General features: G+C 68.6%; 10 protein-coding genes. 6 read left to right on the top strand and 4 right to left on the bottom strand.

The window, feature by feature from the left end; translation table 11 throughout:
- Nucleotides 1-19 precede the first annotated feature (19 nt).
- Nucleotides 20-1,828 carry an ABC transporter ATP-binding protein gene (locus tag DB31_RS06545; protein WP_205628471.1) on the top strand — a complete coding sequence of 603 codons (1,809 nt, stop codon included), beginning with the start codon at nt 20-22 and terminating at the stop codon, nt 1,826-1,828.
- 33 nt (nt 1,829-1,861) lie between these two features.
- On the opposite strand, the gene DB31_RS47800 is transcribed toward DB31_RS06545, so the two are convergent.
- The 4 genes from DB31_RS47800 to DB31_RS06525 all read right to left on the bottom strand — a co-directional run bounded on the left by DB31_RS47800 (nt 1,862) and on the right by DB31_RS06525 (nt 13,774).
- A complete protein-coding gene (locus DB31_RS47800; protein WP_157231851.1) occupies nt 1,862-5,821 on the bottom strand; it encodes an immunoglobulin-like domain-containing protein in 3,960 nt (1,319 codons plus the stop codon).
- A gap of 350 nt (nt 5,822-6,171) precedes the next feature.
- Nucleotides 6,172-7,827 (bottom strand): OmpA family protein, encoded by a 1,656-nt coding sequence (locus tag DB31_RS06535; protein ID WP_240486556.1) that lies wholly within the window; start codon nt 7,825-7,827, stop codon nt 6,172-6,174.
- A gap of 62 nt (nt 7,828-7,889) precedes the next feature.
- Complete coding sequence (locus tag DB31_RS44575) at nt 7,890-12,749, bottom strand: immunoglobulin-like domain-containing protein (protein WP_052419762.1); 4,860 nt, start codon at nt 12,747-12,749, stop codon at nt 7,890-7,892.
- A 278-nt stretch (nt 12,750-13,027) separates the two neighbouring features.
- The gene (locus DB31_RS06525; RefSeq protein WP_044183732.1) at nt 13,028-13,774 is read right to left on the bottom strand and encodes a hypothetical protein; all 747 of its coding nucleotides are present in this window, start codon (nt 13,772-13,774) and stop codon (nt 13,028-13,030) included.
- Between the two features lie 398 nt (nt 13,775-14,172).
- Here DB31_RS06525 and DB31_RS06520 point away from each other — a divergent pair, with 398 nt between their 5' ends.
- From DB31_RS06520 to DB31_RS06500, 5 genes are all read left to right on the top strand, one after another.
- Nucleotides 14,173-14,406, top strand: coding sequence for a hypothetical protein (locus DB31_RS06520; protein ID WP_052419761.1), 234 nt, complete (start codon nt 14,173-14,175; stop codon nt 14,404-14,406).
- 81 nt (nt 14,407-14,487) lie between these two features.
- On the top strand, nt 14,488-16,128 hold the full coding sequence (locus DB31_RS06515) for a CTP synthase (RefSeq protein WP_044183729.1): 1,641 nt from the start codon (nt 14,488-14,490) through the stop codon (nt 16,126-16,128).
- Nucleotides 16,125-16,952 (top strand): 3-deoxy-8-phosphooctulonate synthase, encoded by an 828-nt coding sequence (kdsA, locus tag DB31_RS06510; protein WP_044183726.1) that lies wholly within the window; start codon nt 16,125-16,127, stop codon nt 16,950-16,952. Before DB31_RS06515 ends, kdsA begins: the two co-directional genes overlap by 4 nt.
- Complete coding sequence (locus DB31_RS06505) at nt 16,949-17,533, top strand: KdsC family phosphatase (RefSeq protein ID WP_044183723.1); 585 nt, start codon at nt 16,949-16,951, stop codon at nt 17,531-17,533. Before kdsA ends, DB31_RS06505 begins: the two co-directional genes overlap by 4 nt.
- A 29-nt stretch (nt 17,534-17,562) precedes the next feature.
- On the top strand, nt 17,563-18,192 hold the full coding sequence (locus tag DB31_RS06500; protein WP_044183720.1) for a response regulator: 630 nt from the start codon (nt 17,563-17,565) through the stop codon (nt 18,190-18,192).
- Nucleotides 18,193-18,259 lie beyond the last annotated feature (67 nt).

The following is an 18,259-nucleotide window of genomic DNA, read 5'->3' as shown; positions in this document are numbered from 1 at the left end:
CCGCCCTCCGAACGAAGCGATGCGCCGCTGCCAGTCTAGGGTTAGGCTGGGCGCCGTGGAAAAGCCCCCCGCCAAGCCCTCCAAGTCTCGTGTTTCCCAGAAGGTGACGCTGCGCCGGCTGTTGAGCCTGGCGCGCCCGGAAACCCGCACCCTCATCGCGGGCACCTTCTTCCTCGTCGTCGGTAGCGGCATGAGCCTGCTGTACCCGCAGAAGATGCGGCAGATCATCGACGAGGCGCTGGGCGCGAGGGATCGCGCGATGATCGATCAGATCGCGCTGGGGATGGCGGTCATCTTCGCCATCCAGTCCGTGGCCGTGGCGCTGCGCTACTACTTCTTCACCACGGCCGGCGAGCGCGTGGTGACGCGGCTGCGGCAGAAGCTGTTCTCCAGCCTCATGTCCCAGGAGGTGGCCTTCTTCGACGAGCGTAAGACGGGAGAGCTCACCAACCGGCTGGCCTCGGACACCACGGTGCTGCAGAACACCGTGAGCGCCAACATCTCCATGGTGCTGCGCAACGGGGTGCAGGCCCTGGGCGGCATCGCGATGCTCTTCTACACCTCCCCGGCGCTCACCCTGGTGATGCTGGCGGTGGTTCCTCCGGTGGCTGTGGGCGCGGTGTTCTACGGGCGCGGGGTGCGCAAGCTCTCCAAGGAGGTGCAGGACGCGCTGGCCAACTCCAATGAGGTGGCCGAGGAGAGCCTCTCGGGGGTGCGCACGGTGCGCTCCTTCGCGGCGGAGAAGAGCGAGGTGGCCCGCTACCGCTCCGCGGTGGACAGGGCCTTCGAGCTGGCGCGCAGACGCATCCGCCAGTCCTCCACCTTCATGGCGGTGGCTTCCTTCTGCGGCTTCGCAGCCGCGGCGGCCGTGTTCTGGTACGGCGGGCGGCTGGTGGTGGATGGCTCGCTGACCGTGGGCGGGCTGACGTCCTTCCTCGTCTATTCGATGTTCGTCGCGTTCGCGCTGGGCGCGCTGACCGAGCTGTGGGCGGACTTCATGCGGGCCGCCGGCGCCTCCGAGCGCGTCTTCGAGCTGATGGATCGCCAGCCCACCATTCCCATGTCGGGCGGCGAGCGCCTTGCCCACACCGAGGGCCGCGTGCAGCTGCAGGACGTGCGCTTCACCTACCCCTCGCGCCCGGACGTGCCGGTGCTCCAGGGCATCGAGCTGAACATCGAGCCCGGCGAGGCGGTGGCCATCGTCGGTCCCTCGGGCTCGGGCAAGTCCACCATCGCCTCGCTGCTGGGGCGGCTCTATGACCCGCAGGGCGGCCACATTCTCCTGGACGGCAAGGACCTGAAGGCGCTGGACCCGGAGTGGCTGCGTCAGCAGATCGGCGTGGTGGCCCAGGAGCCGCTGCTGTTCTCCTCTTCCATCGCGGACAACATCCGCTACGGCCGGGCGGACGCCACCCAGGCAGAGATTGAAGCGGCGGCCAAGGCGGCCAACGCGCACGACTTCATCATGCGCTTCCCCGAGGGCTACAACACGCTGGTGGGCGAGCGCGGCGTGCAGCTGTCGGGCGGCCAGAAGCAGCGCGTGGCCATCGCCCGAGCGATGCTGAAGGATCCGCGCCTGCTCATCCTTGATGAGGCCACCAGCGCGCTCGACGCCGAGAGCGAGCACCTGGTGAAGGAAGCGCTGGACCGGCTGATGAAGGGCCGCACCACGCTCATCATCGCCCACCGGCTCTCCACGGTGATGGATGCGGACCGGGTGATGGTGCTGGAGGGCGGGAAGATCGTCCAGAGCGGCAGCCACTCCGCGCTGATGGGCCAGGACGGCCTGTACCGCCGGCTGGTGGAGCGGCAGTTCGTGGCGGCCTGAGCCCCGAAGGGCCCAGGCCCCCACCCCTGCCTGCTACTGCTTCCCCTCCTGCACGCCGTAGCGGGTGATGAACTCCACTCGGCGGTTGGCCGCGCGGCCCGCGTTGGTGGCGTTGGAGGCGATGGGGCGATCCTCACCGTAGCCCTTGGCCTCCAGACGCTCGGCGTCCACACCCTTGCTGATGAGGTAGGCCCTCACCGCCTCCGAGCGCCGCTGCGACAGGCCCCGGTTGTAATCGGCGGAGCCCTGGCCGTCCGTGTGGCCCTCCACGCTCACCGAGATGATCTCCGGGTGCTCGAGGATGACGCGCGCCACCTGGTTCAGCAGCGGGAACGAGCGCGGCTGGATCGTCGCCTTGTCGAAGTTGAAGTAGATCGTGTCATTGATCTTGATGCGGTCGTGCTGAATGACGACCAGCTGCTTCTCCTCCGGCGGGCAGCCCTGGTTGTCCGGCGAACCGAACTCATCCGGGCAGTTGTCCTCGCGGTCCTCCACCGTGTCATTGTCGCGATCCCGGATGGGGCAGCCCTGGCGCTCCACGGGGCCCGGCTCGGTCGGACAGGCGTCCTCCTCGTCCACGAGGCCATCACCGTCCGTGTCCTTCTGCGGGCAGCCCCGGCGCTCCACCGCTCCCGGCTCGGCTGGGCACTGATCCGCCTCATCCTCCAGGCCATCGCCATCCCGGTCCGGGCAGCCCTGGAAGCCGGGCAGGCCCACGACGTTCGGGCAGCGATCCGCGTCATCCAGGATGCCGTCCTCATCCGAGTCCTTCGGCGCGGGTTCCGGCTCGTACTTGGCGAGCTCGACCTTGGCGGGCCGCGCACGGCCGTAGGCGACGCCGAAGAGCACGCGGAAGTCCGGAGTGCCCGGCGCGGAGCCGAAGCCCACGCCGCCCATGCCGTACGCCTCCACCGTCTCGCTCAGCGGCCAGCGTGCACCCGACAGCATCTCGACGGAGAAGCCCTGGCGCTTGAGCGGCACCAGCGTGTTGAGGGCGAGCTCACCGCGCAGGCCCTCGCCGAGCGAGGAGACCATGCCGCCCAGGCGCACCGCATGGCCGAGCTCGTCCTGGACGTTCTCATCCTGCGTCAGCACCGTGCGAGGCCGCAGCAGCATGCCCGCGTCGATCGCCGCGCGCAGCGAGGGGAAGGTGTGGCCCACCATGAGGCTGGGCGTGGCGCGCGTCTCCTGGGCCAGCGCCGAGGCGCTCCCGATCGGCGGCCCTGCCTGCATCCCCACCGAGAGGTCCACCATGTCGTCCTCGCGCTGGGAGAGCAGCTTGAACTGCACGTTGAACAGCGGCGTGCCGGCCGCGACGCCCCCCTTGGGCTGGCCGACGCCCATGCCCGTCAGGTCATCGCCGCGCTGAAGAAACACCACGGGCAACTGGGCTCCCACCTCCAGCCACTTGTTCACGCCGTACGCGGCGGCCAAGTGGGCCGTGGCGCGATGCCGCACCAACACGCCCATCTCCGTGCCGTTCTCATAGAGGACGAGCGGATCCTTCTGGTAGTGCGTGGTGAGCGAGAAGCGGTAGTCACCCGGGTCCATCAGCTCGCCCGTGCCGAGCAGCAGCGAGCCCTTGGCGCTGGGGTTCAGCTTGAGCAGCTCCAGATCGAAGGTCGGCACGCCCGCGACCTGGGCCGTGGCCGTGGCCGCCACGAGCACCGTCGCCACGGCGAGCCCGCGCTTCTGCGTGCGCTTCCGGAACGCCAGGGCCGCGAACAGGCCCAGCGCCATCACCGCCAGCGACGAGGGGCCGCTGCTGGTGGAGGAGCACCCGTTGCCGCCGCCCATCAGCGCGCGGTCGAAGGGTCCGCGGCCGGGAGGCTCGGACGGGGTGCCCGGCCCCGAGAGCTCGCGCACGGTGATGGTCGTGGTGCAGCTCGCGGTGTTCCCCGCTTCGTCCGTCGCCGTGTACGTCACGGGCGTGGTGCCCAGCGGGAAGCTCGCCTGCGTGGGGGTGATCACCCGGGCCTCGGAGCACGAGTCCGTGGCCTTCGCCGCCCCCGGCGTCACGTTGACCAGCGCGCCCTCCTTCAGGTCGACGACGATGGGCTCGGGGCACAGGATGTTGGGAGGCGTCGTGTCCTTCACGGACACCTGGCGGCTCGCCGTCACCGTGTGCTGGGACGGATCCGTCACGGAGTACTGGATCGTGTAGGAGCCCAGCTTGGCGGTGTCCACGGAGCCGGTGCGGACAATCTGGCCGCTCAGGTCCCCGGCGCAGAGATCGCTGGCCTTGGCGCCCGGGTCGACGAAGGGCGTGCCGCACTCGTACGACTGCTTGTCCGAGCCCAGCAGCACCAGCGTGGGCGGGGTGTCATCGGTCACCATCACCGTGCGCACGGTGGGCGAGGTGGTGCGGTTGCCCGACGGATCCACCGCCGCGTAGGAGATGGTGAAGGTGCCCGGCTGGCTCAAGCTGCCCGACTGCGTCGCGGTGACGGGCACCGTGCCGGCGCACACGTCGCTCGCCGTGGCACCCGGGTCAATGAACGGCGTGCCGCACTCGTGCGACAGGCGGTCCGAGCCCGTCACAGTGATGACCGGCGCCTTCGTGTCCGCGACGGAGATCGTGCGCGTGGCCGAGCCCGTGTTGCCGGACGCGTCCCGGGCCGTATAGGTCAGCGGGTAGCCCCGGGGGCTCGCCAGGTTCACCGAGCCAGAGACCGTGACAGGCATCGCGCCCTCGCACAGATCACTCGCCGAAGCTCCTGGGTCCTCATACGTGACGCCGCGCACGCACTCCAGCGTCTCGCTGGCGGGGCCAAAGAGGGTCACCACCGGCGCCACCGAGTCCGTCACCGTCACCGTGGCCGTGCACATGCCCATGTCGCCCGACGGGTCCGTGCAGGTCAGGGTCACCGTGTGGCTGCCGATGGTGTACGGGCCGGCTGAGTTCTGCGTGCACTCGATGTCATCGCCATCCGGGTCACTGGAGCCGTTGTTGATGTCGGCCGGGCGGTCGCAGGTGTTCGTCGCGGCCACCGTCACGTCCCGGCACCGCGCCACCGGAGGCCGGTTGGGCAGCGGGATGTTGGGAATCTTGCAGAACGAGGTGCACGCGCCGATGTCGCCGTCCGCATCGCCCGAGCGGCCGTTGTTGCTGCCGGCGTCGCACTCCTCGCCTTCGTCCACGGCGCCGTCACCGCACCAGTGGAGGCGGCAGGAGAACGAGCAGGTCGCGCTTGGATTCTGGCCACCGGTGTTGGGCTGACCGTTGTAGACGTCGCCCATGTCGCACTGCTCCTCGGACGGAACGTTGTTGGAGTCACCGCCGCAACCGGCGCTCGTCGCCATGGCGCCGCGCACGAGGACGAAGGGCGTGCCCATAAAGGGAGTCTCCGCGCCCGGCTCGTACCAATAGTCGATGTGCGTCTGCTGGCCGGGGAGCGGCGTGCTCTCCGTGCCGGTCGCGATGGCCGCGAACGCAAAGGTGTTGCGCGGATAGCTCGTGAACACCGAGCGCGCCACGCACCCGTCACCCTCCAGCGAGCCATCCGTGAGGCCATCGGACAGCGTCACGGGGGACATCTGGAAGATGTGACCCGTGGACGCGCAGCCCGGCACGCCCTGCACCGAGAAGGCGCCGAACGGCTCCAGCAGGTCCACCGCTGTGTTGGCCGGCGCGTTCTGGTACGCGCAGCCCAGCGCGATGTACATGCCGGTGCGGTACTGGATCGAGTCCACGAGAACGAACTTGAGCGCGTTCTCCAGGAGCTGCTCGGTGCGGTTGTGGGATGGGTCCGAGCTGATGAGCACCACGTTGCTGTCGACGATGGCGCCCCACCTGGCGCGGGTCTCCACCGCGGCGTCGAACGCGGCCGTGCCGCTCTGGCAGGCCCCGTCGCCAATGATGAGGGCGCGGTACGCCATGAACTGCTCGGCCGTCATCGCGCGCCACTCCGCGGGAGTCTTCACATCGATCTGGACACTGGAATCCAGGTGCCTGAGGGCGCGGGCCTCGCGGCTCCCGTTCCCACTGCTCACGCTGCTGTCCAGGATCAGAACCTTATTGGTACTGCGGGCCCCCTGGCGTGTGTCACGCACCCTCTCCGGCGAGAGGTCGCTCCCCGGCTCTTTCACCTCTTCACCGCAGGAACTGGCCACCCATGCCAACACCAACAACGCCCCAAGGCTCTTGAGCTTCACGTGACAGCACTCCCCCAGGCCCGCGAGGAATCGGGCCCGGAAAGGAGCTATTCACCGTAATTCAGGCCAGCAAGGAGCCGGCCCAGCGGGTGCCCCTCCGAAGGAGACTTGTCACCAAAGTCATCAGCCGGTACGGCGGCTGCCTGACAGTCGCAAGAGGGGCAGCCGCCGAGGGGCTGCCCGCCTGCCTACTGTCCACCCGAGGCCGAGTATCGAGTGATGAACTCCACGCGACGGTTGGTTGCTCGCCCGGCGGTGGTGGCGTTGGAGGCGATGGGGCGATCCTCACCGTAGCCCTTGGCCTCCAGACGCTCAGGCGCCACGCCCTTGCCGATGAGGTAGTCACGCACCGCCTCCGAGCGCCGCTGCGACAGGCCCCGGTTGTATTCGGCGGGCCCCGAGTCGTCCGTGTGGCCTTCGACGCTCACCGAGACGATCTCTGGGTGCTCGAGGATGACCTTCGCCACCTGGTCCAGCAGCGGGAACGAGCGCGGCTGGATCGTCGCCTTGTCGAAGTCGAAGTAGACCGTGTCGTTGATCTTGATGCGGTCTCGCTGGATGACGACCAGCTGCTTCTCCTCCGGCGGGCAGCCCTGGTTGTCCGGCGGGCCGAACTCGTCGGGGCAGTTGTCGGACAGGTCCTCGACCGTGTCGTTGTCGCGGTCCGCGGGCGGGCAGCCACTGTGGTCGAGCGGCCCGGGCTCGGTGGGACAGTTGTCCACCTCGTCCAGCGCGCCATCGCCATCCGAGTCCTTCGGCGGGCAACCCTGACGCTCCGCCGGCCCGGCCTCGGTGGGGCACATGTCTCCGCCATCCTCGATACCGTCATTGTCCTCATCTGGGCAGCCCTTCATGCCCAGCTTGCCCGTGGCCGCCGGACACGCGTCCTCGCCGTCCACGACGCCGTCGCCATCCGTGTCCTTTGGCGGAGGCGGGGGCTCCGGCTCCTTCACGGGAGGAGCCACTTCGACCGCAGCGGGACGCGGGCGGCCGTACGCCATGCCGAGCAGAATGCGGAAGTCCGGGGTGCCCGGGGCGTTGCCAAAGCCCAGGCCCGCCAGAGCGAACGCCTCGAAGGCCTCCTTCACGGGCCAGCGGGCGCCCCCCAGCACCTCAATGGAGAGTCCCTGACGCTTGAGGGGGACCAGGGTGCTGAGGGCTAGCTCTCCGCGCAGGCGGGGCCCGAGGCTGGACAGCCCTCCGGTGAAGCGCATCGCATGCCCGAGCTCATCCTGCACGTTCTCGTCCTGGGTCAGCACGGTGCGAGGGCGCAGCAGCATGCCGACCTCGAGGGCGCCGCGGAGGGACTCACCGGTGCGGCCCACCATGAGGCTGGGAATGGCCCGCAGCTCCCGGGAAAGCGCCGCGGAGCTGCCGATGGGCAACCCCATGTGGAGGCCCAGCGCGAGGTCCACCAGGTGATCCTTCTTGGCCTGGGAGAGCAACTGGCCTTGCACCGTGAGCAGCGGGGTGCCGACCGCCGGACCTCCCGAGAGCCCGCTCACGCCCAGGTCCGTCAGGTCATCGCCGCGCTGGATGAGCACCACGGGGAGCTGGGCGCCCACCTCCAGCCATCCAAACAGACCGTAGGCGGCGGTCAGGTGCGTCGTGGCCCGGTGCCGCACCACCGCGCCGAGCTGCTTGCCGTTCTCGAAGAGCAGGAGCGGATCGTTCTCGTAGTGGACAGCGAGGGAGAAGCGGTAGTCGCCGTCGGGAAGCGGCTCGCCGGTGCCCACCAACAGGGAGCCCACGGCGCCAGGGTTGAGCTTGAGGAGCTCCAGTTCGAAGGTGGGCACACCCTCGGGCTGGGCGAAGGCCGTGGCGCTCAGAAACACGAGGGCCACGACCAGCAAACCTGGTTGCACACGCTTCCGCGCTCGCATCGCTGCGAGCCCTGCCCACCCCATCATTGCCTCCGGGCTCTCCGGGCCAGGAGGGCCGCGAGCACTCCGAGTCCCATCATCGCCAGCGACGATGGCCCACCGGACGTCGAGGAGCAACCGCTTCCGCCACCCAGCAGGGCGCGGTCGAACGGGCCGGGCTTGGGAGGCTCGGGCACCGGGTCCGGCACCTTGAGCTCACGAACGGTGACGGTCGTGGTGCAGCTGGCGGTGTTGCCCGCCTCGTCCGTCGCCGTGTACGTGAGCTGCGTGTCGCCCACCGGGAAGCGCTTCTGCACGGGGATGCTCACCTGCGCCTGAGAGCACACGTCCGTAGCCCGGGCGGCAGCCGGCGTGAGGTCCGCCTGCATCCCCGGCTGGACCTCGACGACGATGGGGTCGGGGCAGACGATGGTGGGGGGCGTCGTGTCCTTCACCGCCACATCGCGCCGCGTGGTCGCCGTGTTGTTGGACGGGTCGGTCACGCTGTAGACGATGGGGTAGTCGCCCGGCTTGGCGGGGTTCACCTCGCCGACGCGCGTGACGCGGTCAGACAGGTCGCCGAAGCACAGGTCGGTGGCCTTCACGCCCGCCTCGACGTACGCCGCGCCGCACTCCACGTTCTCGGTGGCCGCACCCACCAGCTCAAGGGTGGGCGGCAGGTCATCCACCACCGACACCGAGCGCGCCGTGGAGGCCGTGGCCTCGTTGCCGGACGGGTCCACCACGCGGTAGCTCAGCGAGTAGGTGCCCGGCAGGCCCGTGTCCACCAAGCCCTGCCGCTGGATGGAGCCCGTCAGGTCCAGCGCGCACACGTCGCTTGCCGTGGCGCCGGGATCTTGGAATGCCTGATGGTCACACTGCACGCGCGTGTTGAACGGCGGCAGCACCGTCAGCGTCGGAGGCAGCGTGTCGCGCACCTGCACCATGCGGCTCGCGGCCGTCGCCCGGTTGCCCGCGCCGTCCGTCACCTCGTAGCGCACCGTGTAGTCGCCCACGGCGCCAGGGTCCACGCTGCCCGTCTGCGTGATCGAGCTCGAGATGTCCCCGAAGCACACGTCCATGGCCACCGCGCCCGGTTCCGTGAAGGCCGTGCCACACTCCAGCCGCTGCGTCGCCGTGCCGCGCAGCGACAGCACCGGCGCCTGCGTGTCCACCACCGACACCGTGCGGCGATCCGCCGCCACGGCCTGATTGCCCGAGGGATCCGTCGCCGAGTACGCGATGGTCATCGTGCCCGGACGCAGCGTGTCTCCGTTGATCGTCCGCGTCACTGGCAGCGTCCCGGCGCAGACGTCCTCGGCCCTCACCGCACCGTCCACGTACGTCGAGCCGCACTCGGCCGAGTCCTGCAGCGGGCCCACCACCGTGATGGCGGGCGGCAGCGTGTCGCGCACGCTCACCGCGCGCTCCTGCATCTCCGTGTTGCCGCGTCCATCGCTCACGCTGTAGGTCACCGTGTACTGGTCCGGCACCTGATGATCCACCGTCCCCGTGACGGAGATCTGAGCCGTCAGCGGCCCCGCGCACTGGTCATGGGCCGTGGCGCCCGGGCTCACCCACGCCGTGCCGCACTCCAGCGGCTGCGGATTGGCGCCCGTCAGCGTCAGCACCGGCTTCAGCGTGTCGCGCACCTTCACCATGCGCTGCGTGCTCGCCGTGTTGTTGGACGGGTCGGTCACGCTGTAGACGATGGAGTAGTCGCTCGGCACGGCGGAGTCCACCTGGCCCACGCGCACGATGCGGTCGGACAGGTCGCCGAAGCACAGGTCGGTGGCCCGGACGCCCTGCTCGGTATAGGCCGCGCCGCACTCCACGTTCTCGGTGGCCGCACCCACCAGCTCAAGGGTGGGCGGCAGGTCATCCACCACCGACACCGAGCGCGCCGCGTTGGCCGTGGCCTCGTTGCCGGACGGGTCCACCACGCGGTAGCTCAGCGAGTAGGTGCCCGGCAGGCCCGTGTCCACCAGGCCCTGCCTCTGGATGGAGCCGGTCAGGTCCAGCGCGCACACGTCGCTCGCCGTGGCGCCGGGGTCCTGGAACTGCTGATGATCACACTGCACGCGCGCGTTGAACGGCGGCAGCACCGTCAGCACCGGCGGCAGCGTGTCACGCACCTCCACCGTGCGGACAGCCGGCGCCGCGCGGTTGCCCGCGCCATCCGTCACATCGTAGCGCAGCGTGTAGTCACCGACCGCTCCATGCTCCACGCTGCCCGCGAGCGTGACCGAGCCCGAGAGGTCCCCAAAGCACACGTCCGTGGCCACCGCGCCCGGGTCCGTGAAAGCCGTGCCGCACTCCAGCCGCTGCCTCGCCGTGCCGCGCAGCGACAGCACCGGGGCCTGCGTATCCACCACCGACACCGTGCGGCGGTCCGCCGACACGGCCTGGTTGCCGGACGGGTCGGTGGCCGAGTACTCGATGGTCATCGTGCCCGGACGCCGCGTGTCTCCCGCCACCGTCCGCGTCACCGGCAGCGTTCCGGCGCAGACGTCCTCGGCCTGCACCACACCATCCACGTACGTCGAGCCGCACTCGGCCGAGTCCTGCAGCGGGCCCACCACTGTGATGGCGGGCGGCAGCGTGTCGCGCACGCTCACCGCGCGATCCTTCGTCTCCGTATTGCCGTACCTGTCGCTCACGCTGTAGGTCACCGTGTACTGCCGCGGCGCTTGGTGATCCACCGAGCCGCTCACCGTGATCCGGTTCGTCAGCGGGCCCTCGCACTGGTCCTGGGCCGTGGCCCCTGGGTTCGACCACGCCGTGCCGCACTCCAGCGGCTGCGGATTGGCGCCCGTCAGCGTCAGCACCGGCTTCAACGTGTCGCGCACGTTCACCGTGCGGCTGTCGACCGACGTGCCCACGTTCCCGTCGGGATCCACCGCCTGGTAGATGATGGGGTAGGCGCCCACCACGGCCGGCTCCGGAGCGCTGGTCGGCAGCGCCGCCAGCGGCCCGGCGCACAGGTCGTTCGCCGTGGCGCCCAGCTCCGTGTACGGGCCGCCGCACTCCACATTGACGCCCAGCGGGCCCGTGATTGTCACGACGGGCGCCCGCGTGTCGCGCACGCTCACCATGCGGTCCTTGGACACCGTGTGCCCGTGCCCATCGTTCGCGCTGTACGTCAGCGTGTAGGGGCCACGCACGCGATCATTCACCGTGCCGCTGACGGTGACAGGCAGCGTCCCCGCGCACTGGTCGGTGGCGGTGGCGCTGGGATCCGTGAACGCGACGCCGCACTCCTGCGCCATCGTGGGCGCTCCCACCAGGGAGAGGGACGGCGGCAGCGTGTCGGACACCACCACCGTGCGCGAGGCCGACCCCTGATTGCCAACCGAGTCCCGCGCCGTATAGGTCAGCGTGTAAGTGGCCGGCGAGCCCATGTTCACCGAGCCGGACAGGCTCACGGGCAGCGCGCCCTCGCACAGGTCTCGCGCCGTGGCGCCCAGCTCCGCGTACGTGGCGCCGCGCGTGCACTCCAAGGCCTCGCTGGCCGGACCATCGATCGTCACCGTCGGCGCCCCGGAGTCCGCCACCATCACCGTCCCCGAGCAAGAGCCGAACCCTCGGGAGTCCGAGCACGTCAGGGTCACCGTCGTGGGGCCCACGGGGTACGGGCCCGCGGGATTCTGCGTGCAGGTGATCGGGTCCCCATCCGGATCACTGGAGCCGTTGTTGATGTTCGCGGGCGCGCCGCAGGTGTTCGAGACGGACACCGTCACGTTGCGGCACAGCGCCACCGGGGGACGGTTGGGCGGGGCGATATTGGGGCGCTTGCAGAACGAGGTGCACGCGCCAATGTCGCCGCTCACGTCGCCCGTGCGGCCGTTGGCGGTGCCGTTGTCGCACTCCTCGCCCTGCGCCACATCCACGGCGCCGTCACCACACCAGTTGAGGCGGCAAGCGAACGAGCAAGTCGTATCCGGGCTCTGTCCAGGTCCCGCGGGCTGGCCATTGGTGCCGTCACCCGCATCGCACTGCTCGCCGTCGGGGGTGTTGTCCTGATCGCCGCAACCAGCGCTCCACGCCATGGCGCCGCGCACCAGGACATAAGGAGCTCCGTGGAAGGCTGTCGGCGTGCCCCAATCGATCTGGTAGTCGAGATACTCCTTCTCGCCGGGAAGCGGCGGGCCACTGGTCCTCGTGGCAATGGCCGCGTGCGAGAAGGTGTGGTCCGGGTACTGGGTGAACACCGAGCGCGCCGCGCACTCCCCCAAGCCAATCAGCGCGTCGTCATAGACGCCGTTCGACAGGGTGACCGGGGACATCTGGAACATGTGCGCGGACCGCGCGCAGCCGGGGACTCCCTGCACCTTGAAGGTGCCGAACGGCTCCAGCAGCGTCACCACCGTGTTGGCTGGCGCATTCTGGTACGCGCAGCCCAGCGCGATGTACATGCCGGTGCGGTACTGGATCGAGTCGACCACCACCGAGTTGATCGCGTTATCCACCAGGAAATCGGTGTTGTTGCTGGACGGATCCGAGCTGATGATCACCACGTTGCTGTCGACGATGGCACCCCACCGGCTGCGGGACTCCACCGCGGCATCGAGCGCGGCCGTGCCGCTCTGACAGGCCGCGTCGCCGATGATGAGGGCGCGGTACTCCATGAACTGCTGGGCCGTCATCGCGCGCCACTCGTCCGGGGTTTTGACGTGGATCTCCGTGGACGGCGAGTAGGTGCGCACCGCCTGCGCCTCGCGGCTGTCCATGCCCCCATTGACGCTGCTGGCGAGGATGAGCACCTTGTCCGTGCTGCGGGCAGCTTGGCTCGTCGTGGCCACGGCCTCGGGCGACAGCTCTGTCTCGAGCGCGCGAGTCTCCTCGCCGCAGGCACTGACCGCCCAGACTCCCAGTAACAGCAACACCAGGCTCTTGAGCTTCATACGAACGCAGCCCCCGTCAGGCATGGCAGAATTTTTCAGGCCTGTACGGAGGTAGCAGCCACGCTGGCACAGAGCAAGGAACTCCCGTCAGCCACGCAACCGAAGAGGCTTCCAGATTCTACGAAACTGGTGTGCGCTTGCCACGTCCTGGCCTGGAGCCCCCCTGATCAGCAGGCGTGCGTCCAGCATGGCTGGAAACCGCACCTACACTTGCGGACCCTCTCTTCCACTGGATGACACCCTACCGCTCCATCAGGGGGCGGAGGGCGTGTAGCGAGTCATGAAGTCCACGCGCCGGTTGGCCGCGCGCCCCGCGTCGGTGGCGTTGGTCTGGACGGGGCGATCCTCACCGAAGCCCCGGGCCTCCATGCACTCGCGGGCCACGCCTTTCCGGGCGAGATGGTGGCCTTGTCGAAGTTGAAGTGGACCGTGTCGCGGATCTCGATGCGAGCTCTTTGGATGGCCACCAGCTGCTTCTCCTCTTCTGGACAGCCCTGGTTGGCCGGAGGGCCCGCTGCATCCGGACAGTTGTCCAAGTGGTCGAGCACCGTGTCCTGCGCGGGACAGCCGTGCATCTCGGGGATGCCCGGCACGAGGGGACAGGCATCCTCCTCTCCAGCCATGGCATACGCCTCGACCGAGGCACTCACGGGAAGACGTGCACCCGCGAGAGCCTCGATGAAGGCGCCTCCCCGGTACAAGGGCACCGAGCCCATGAGGGCCAGCTCTCCGCGCAGACCGGAGCCCAGGGTGGACAAGGTCCCGCCGAGGCGCAGCGCGTGATCGAGCTCGTCCTGGATGTGCTTGTCCGGGCTCAGGATGGTGCGAGGCCGCAACAGAAGGCCGGCATCGAGAGCAGCGCGCAGACGGTGGAACTGGCGGCCCACCATGAGACTGGGAAGGGCGCGCGGCTCCCGGGCGAGCGCCATGCCACTGCCCACCGACGGGCCCACGTGAACTCCGAGCGCGAGGTCCACCGGCATCTCCTCGCGCTGGGCGAACAGCTTCACGCGCAGGGTGAGCAAGAGAGTGCCGAGTGCAGGGCCTCTCGCCCGCCCAGAGCCCATGCGCCCGGCCGGATGGAGAGCAGCCAGCCTGCGCGCCAGCCAACATTGCCCACATCAAGCACTAGCGCACGCACCCTGCTCTTGATTAACACTGGTGCCGCAGACGAAAGGAGGTGATGCCTTGACCAACATCAGTCAGGCATCCACCTCCGCTGGCATGGCGCACTAGCCACCCGGCGGATGTGGAGCCAGCAGTGAGGGCCCGCCCTCCCATGCGCGCAGTACCCGAAAGGGGCGCACGGGGAGAGCGGGCCTTTTTATGTCCCCACTCCTCACTCCAGTTTCGGGAATGTGCACGCGCTCAACCTGTTTGCAGCCGGGGGGGAAGCCTCAAGACTTCTCTGGAGAACCCAGCCGTGCCGATCACACCCTGCCCCACCCCCTTGCCCTCGGCCATCCGTGAAGAGGGAGCGGTGGAGGCCCAACGCAACCTCTTCTGTTTCCACTACGACCGCTGCCTGCACCTGGCCGTGAAGCGCGCCTGGGACGGGTGGACCTGCCGTCACTGTCCGTTGCGCGACTTCCGCGTCGGCGAGCCCGAGGCCCGCGACTACGCCCACTCCCGCCCCAAGGGTCAGGACGGCACCTGAGCCGTCCGTTCAGACGCACGCCAACCCTGCCGGGCTCCACAGAATCATTGACGCATCCCCCCTGCCTTGGCAGGAAGGGACATGCGCTCGAAGAAGACCAAATACATCTTCGTGACCGGCGGCGTCGTCAGCTCCCTGGGCAAGGGGCTCGCCTCCGCGTCCATCGGCGCCCTGCTGGAGAACCGAGGGCTCAACATCACCCTCATCAAGCTGGATCCCTACATCAACGTGGATCCCGGCACGATGAGCCCCTTCCAACACGGCGAGGTCTACGTCACCGAGGACGGTGGCGAGACCGACATGGACCTCGGCCACTACGAGCGGTTCACCAACGCTCGCATGAGCCGGCTCAACAACTTCACCACCGGCCGCATCTACCACTCCGTCATCATGAAGGAGCGGCGCGGGGAGTACCTGGGCAAGACGGTCCAGGTGATTCCCCACATCACCGACGAGATCAAGGCCAACATCCGCCAGGCCTCCCAGGACGTGGACGTCGTCATCGTCGAGGTCGGCGGCACCGTGGGCGACATCGAGTCGCTGCCCTTCCTCGAGGCCATCCGCCAGATGCGCTACGACGTGGGCAGCCAGAACGCCGTCTACGTGCACCTCACGCTGCTGCCGTACATCAGCGCGGCCGGCGAGGTGAAGACCAAGCCCACCCAGCACTCGGTGATGAAGCTGCGGGAGATCGGCATCCAGCCGGACTTCCTGCTGTGCCGCACGGATCGGGAAATCTCCAAGGAGCTCAAGGACAAGATCGCCATGTTCTGCAACGTGGACACGGGCAACGTGTTCACCTCGCCGGACGTGAAGAGCGTCTACGAGCTGCCGCTGGAGCTGCACCGTCAGGGCCTGGATGAGCGGCTGGCCGAGGTCCTCAACATCTGGAGCCGCGCGCCCCACCTGGAGCGCTGGGAGAACATCACCCGCCGCATCTACCAGCCCGCCCGTGGCGAGGTGAAGGTCGGCATCGTCGGCAAGTACGTGGACCTCAAGGAGAGCTACAAGAGCCTCAACGAGGCGCTGCTCCACGGCGGCATCGCCAACGACACGCGGGTCCAGCTCGTCTTCGTGGACAGCCAGGACGTCGAGCAGCAGGGCGCCGAGAAGCTGCTGTCCGGCGTGGACGCTGTCTTGGTCCCCGGCGGCTTCGGCGTGCGCGGCACCGAGGGGAAGATCGCCGCCGTGCGCTACGCCCGCGAGAAGAAGCTCCCCTTCTTTGGCATCTGCCTGGGCCTGCAGATGGCGGTGGTGGAGTTCAGCCGCAGCGTGCTGGGGCTCCAGGGCGCCAACTCGCTGGAGTTCGATGAGCACACCCCGCACCCCGTGGTGACGCTCATGGAGAGCCAGGTGAAGGTGCAGGACAAGGGCGGCACCATGCGCCTGGGCAGCTACGCCTGCGCGCTCCAGCCTGGCACCCTCTCGCACAAGCTCTACGGGCAGGACGTCATCCAGGAGCGCCACCGCCACCGCTACGAGGTGAACAACGCCTACCGCGGCCGGCTCCAGGAGGCCGGGATGCTCATCTCCGGCCACAACCCCGAGCTCAACCTGGTGGAGATGATTGAGCTGAAGGACCACCCATTCTTCATCGGCTGCCAGTCCCACCCCGAGTTCAAGAGCAAGCCGTTCGCGCCGCACCCGCTCTTCTCTGGCTTCATCAAGGCGGCGCTCGCCCAGCGGGACGCCACCCGCGGCACTCAGGAAAAGGCATCATGATCACCCTCGCAGGCCATCAAGTCGGTCCCGGTCAGAAGCTGTTCGTCATCGCCGGGCCGGATGTCATCGAGTCCGAGGAGCTGGCGCTGCGCCACGCGCACCTGCTCAAGGGCATCACCCAGAAGCTGGGCGTGCCGTACGCCTTCAAGTGCTCCTACGACAAGGCCAACCGCACCAGCGGCAAGTCCTTCCGCGGCCCCGGCCTCAAGGAGGGCCTCCGAGTGCTCCGCCGCATCCGTGACGAGGTCGGCGTCCCCATCCTCACCGACGTCCACGAGACGAGCCACGTGGGCCCCGCCGCCGAGGTGGTGGACATCATCCAGATTCCGGCCTTCCTCTGCCGCCAGACGGACCTGGTGGAGGCCGTGGCCAAGAGCGGCCGGGGCGTGAACCTCAAGAAGGGCCAGTTCGTGGCGCCCAAGGACATCGTCCACTCGGCGCGCAAGGCCATCGAGTCGGGCAACCCCAACGTGCTCGTCACCGAGCGCGGTGCCACTTTCGGCTACAACAACCTCGTGGTGGACATGCGAGGCTTCCTCCAGATGCGCGAGGCCGGCCTCTCCGTTTGCTTTGATGCCACCCACTCCGTCCAGCTGCCTTCGGCCGGCAACGGCGAGACGGCCGGCGAGCGAAAGTACGTGTCGCTCCTGGCCCGCTCCGCCGCCGCGGCAGGCATCGACGCCCTCTTTACGGAGGTCCACGAGGATCCCGACAAGGCCCTCTGCGACGGTCCCTGCTCGCTGAACCCGCAGATGTTCGAGGATGTGGTGCGAAGTGTACTGGCCATCCGCCGCGCTCTGGGGCATGAACCCGCCGCGTCATGATCGAGGCGCTTCCCAAGCCGACCAAGGAGGAGCTGAACGCCCGGGCCGCCCGGGTGCGGCTGCTCGTGTTCGACTGTGACGGCGTGCTCACCGACGGCGGCCTCTACTACGGCAGCGACGGCGAGCTGATGAAGCGCTTCGACGTGAAGGATGGCCACGCCCTCGTCATGGCCCGCCTGGTAGGCCTCCCGGCCGCCATCCTGACTGCCCGGACTTCCTCCATTGTCGATGTTCGTGGGCGAGAGCTGGGGCTGGCAGCTATTCTCCAGGGAAAGAAGGAAAAAGGGCCCGCTCTGGACGAACTGCTCAGCCAGTTCTCCATACCCGCTGAGTCCTGTGCTTATATGGGGGACGACCTGAATGACCTGGGTCCTATGTCACGGGTAGGATTGTCGGCCTGTCCGGCCGATGCCGTGGTGGAGGTGCGGCAGGAAGCACACTTCGTGGCCCAGAGCCGCGGAGGCCATGGAGCCGCACGGGAACTGGTCGAGCTGTGTCTGAAGGCGAGTGGTCGGTGGGAAGACGTGGTAGGTTTGATGAAACGGTCGGAGTCGAAAAGCAGTCGGGTTGGGTTGAAGTAACCTCGGTTTCAAGGTAGGTGTTTAATTCCATGAGCACCGGTTCTGGTCAGCCAAAGGAAGAGTTGCTGCCGTCGGGCACGACGGACCAGCTGTACACCACCCACGACATCAGTCGGTTGCTGCAAGTGGATCCGTCGACCGTGAGCAAGTGGATCGACCGGGGCATCCTGATGGCCTTCCGCACGCCTGGCGGTCACCGCCGCGTGCGCTCGGCCGACCTGCGCGCCTTCCTGATCACCCACCAGATGCCCGTGCCTGACGAGCTGGGCAGCGGGACGGTGAAGCTGCTGGTCGTGGATGACGAGCGCCCCGTGCTGGACGCCATCAAGCGCGCGTTCAAGCCCTACGCGGCCCAGGTGGAGCTGCAGAGCACCAGCAGCGGCGTCGAGGCGCTGCTGCTCGTGTCCGAGCAGAAGCCCCACGGCATGCTCATCGACTTGAACATGCCGGACATCGACGGTCTCGAGGTGTGCCGCCGCATCCGCGCTCGCAAGCAGATGGAGAGCGTGCGGCTCATCACCATGACGTCCAACCACTCGCCCGAGGTGGTGGAGCAGTCCAAGCAGGCCGGCGCCATCGCGTGCCTGGCCAAGCCGCTGGACGTGCAGCAGGTGCTCGAGCTGTTCCGCATCCCGCTGGCGCTCGGCACCAAGAAGTAGAAAAGGGGCCTCGCCGCCTGGCGAAGCCCCTCTTCCCCTGGGCCTACCCTCCCCTCGAAAGGGGAGG

Origin of the sequence: Hyalangium minutum (genome assembly GCF_000737315.1) — a bacterium.
In the GTDB taxonomy this organism is placed as follows: Bacteria; Myxococcota; Myxococcia; order Myxococcales; family Myxococcaceae; genus Hyalangium; species Hyalangium minutum.
The sequence above is the reverse complement of the archived record's forward strand: the minus strand, read 5'-3'. Positions and strand labels throughout refer to the sequence as shown.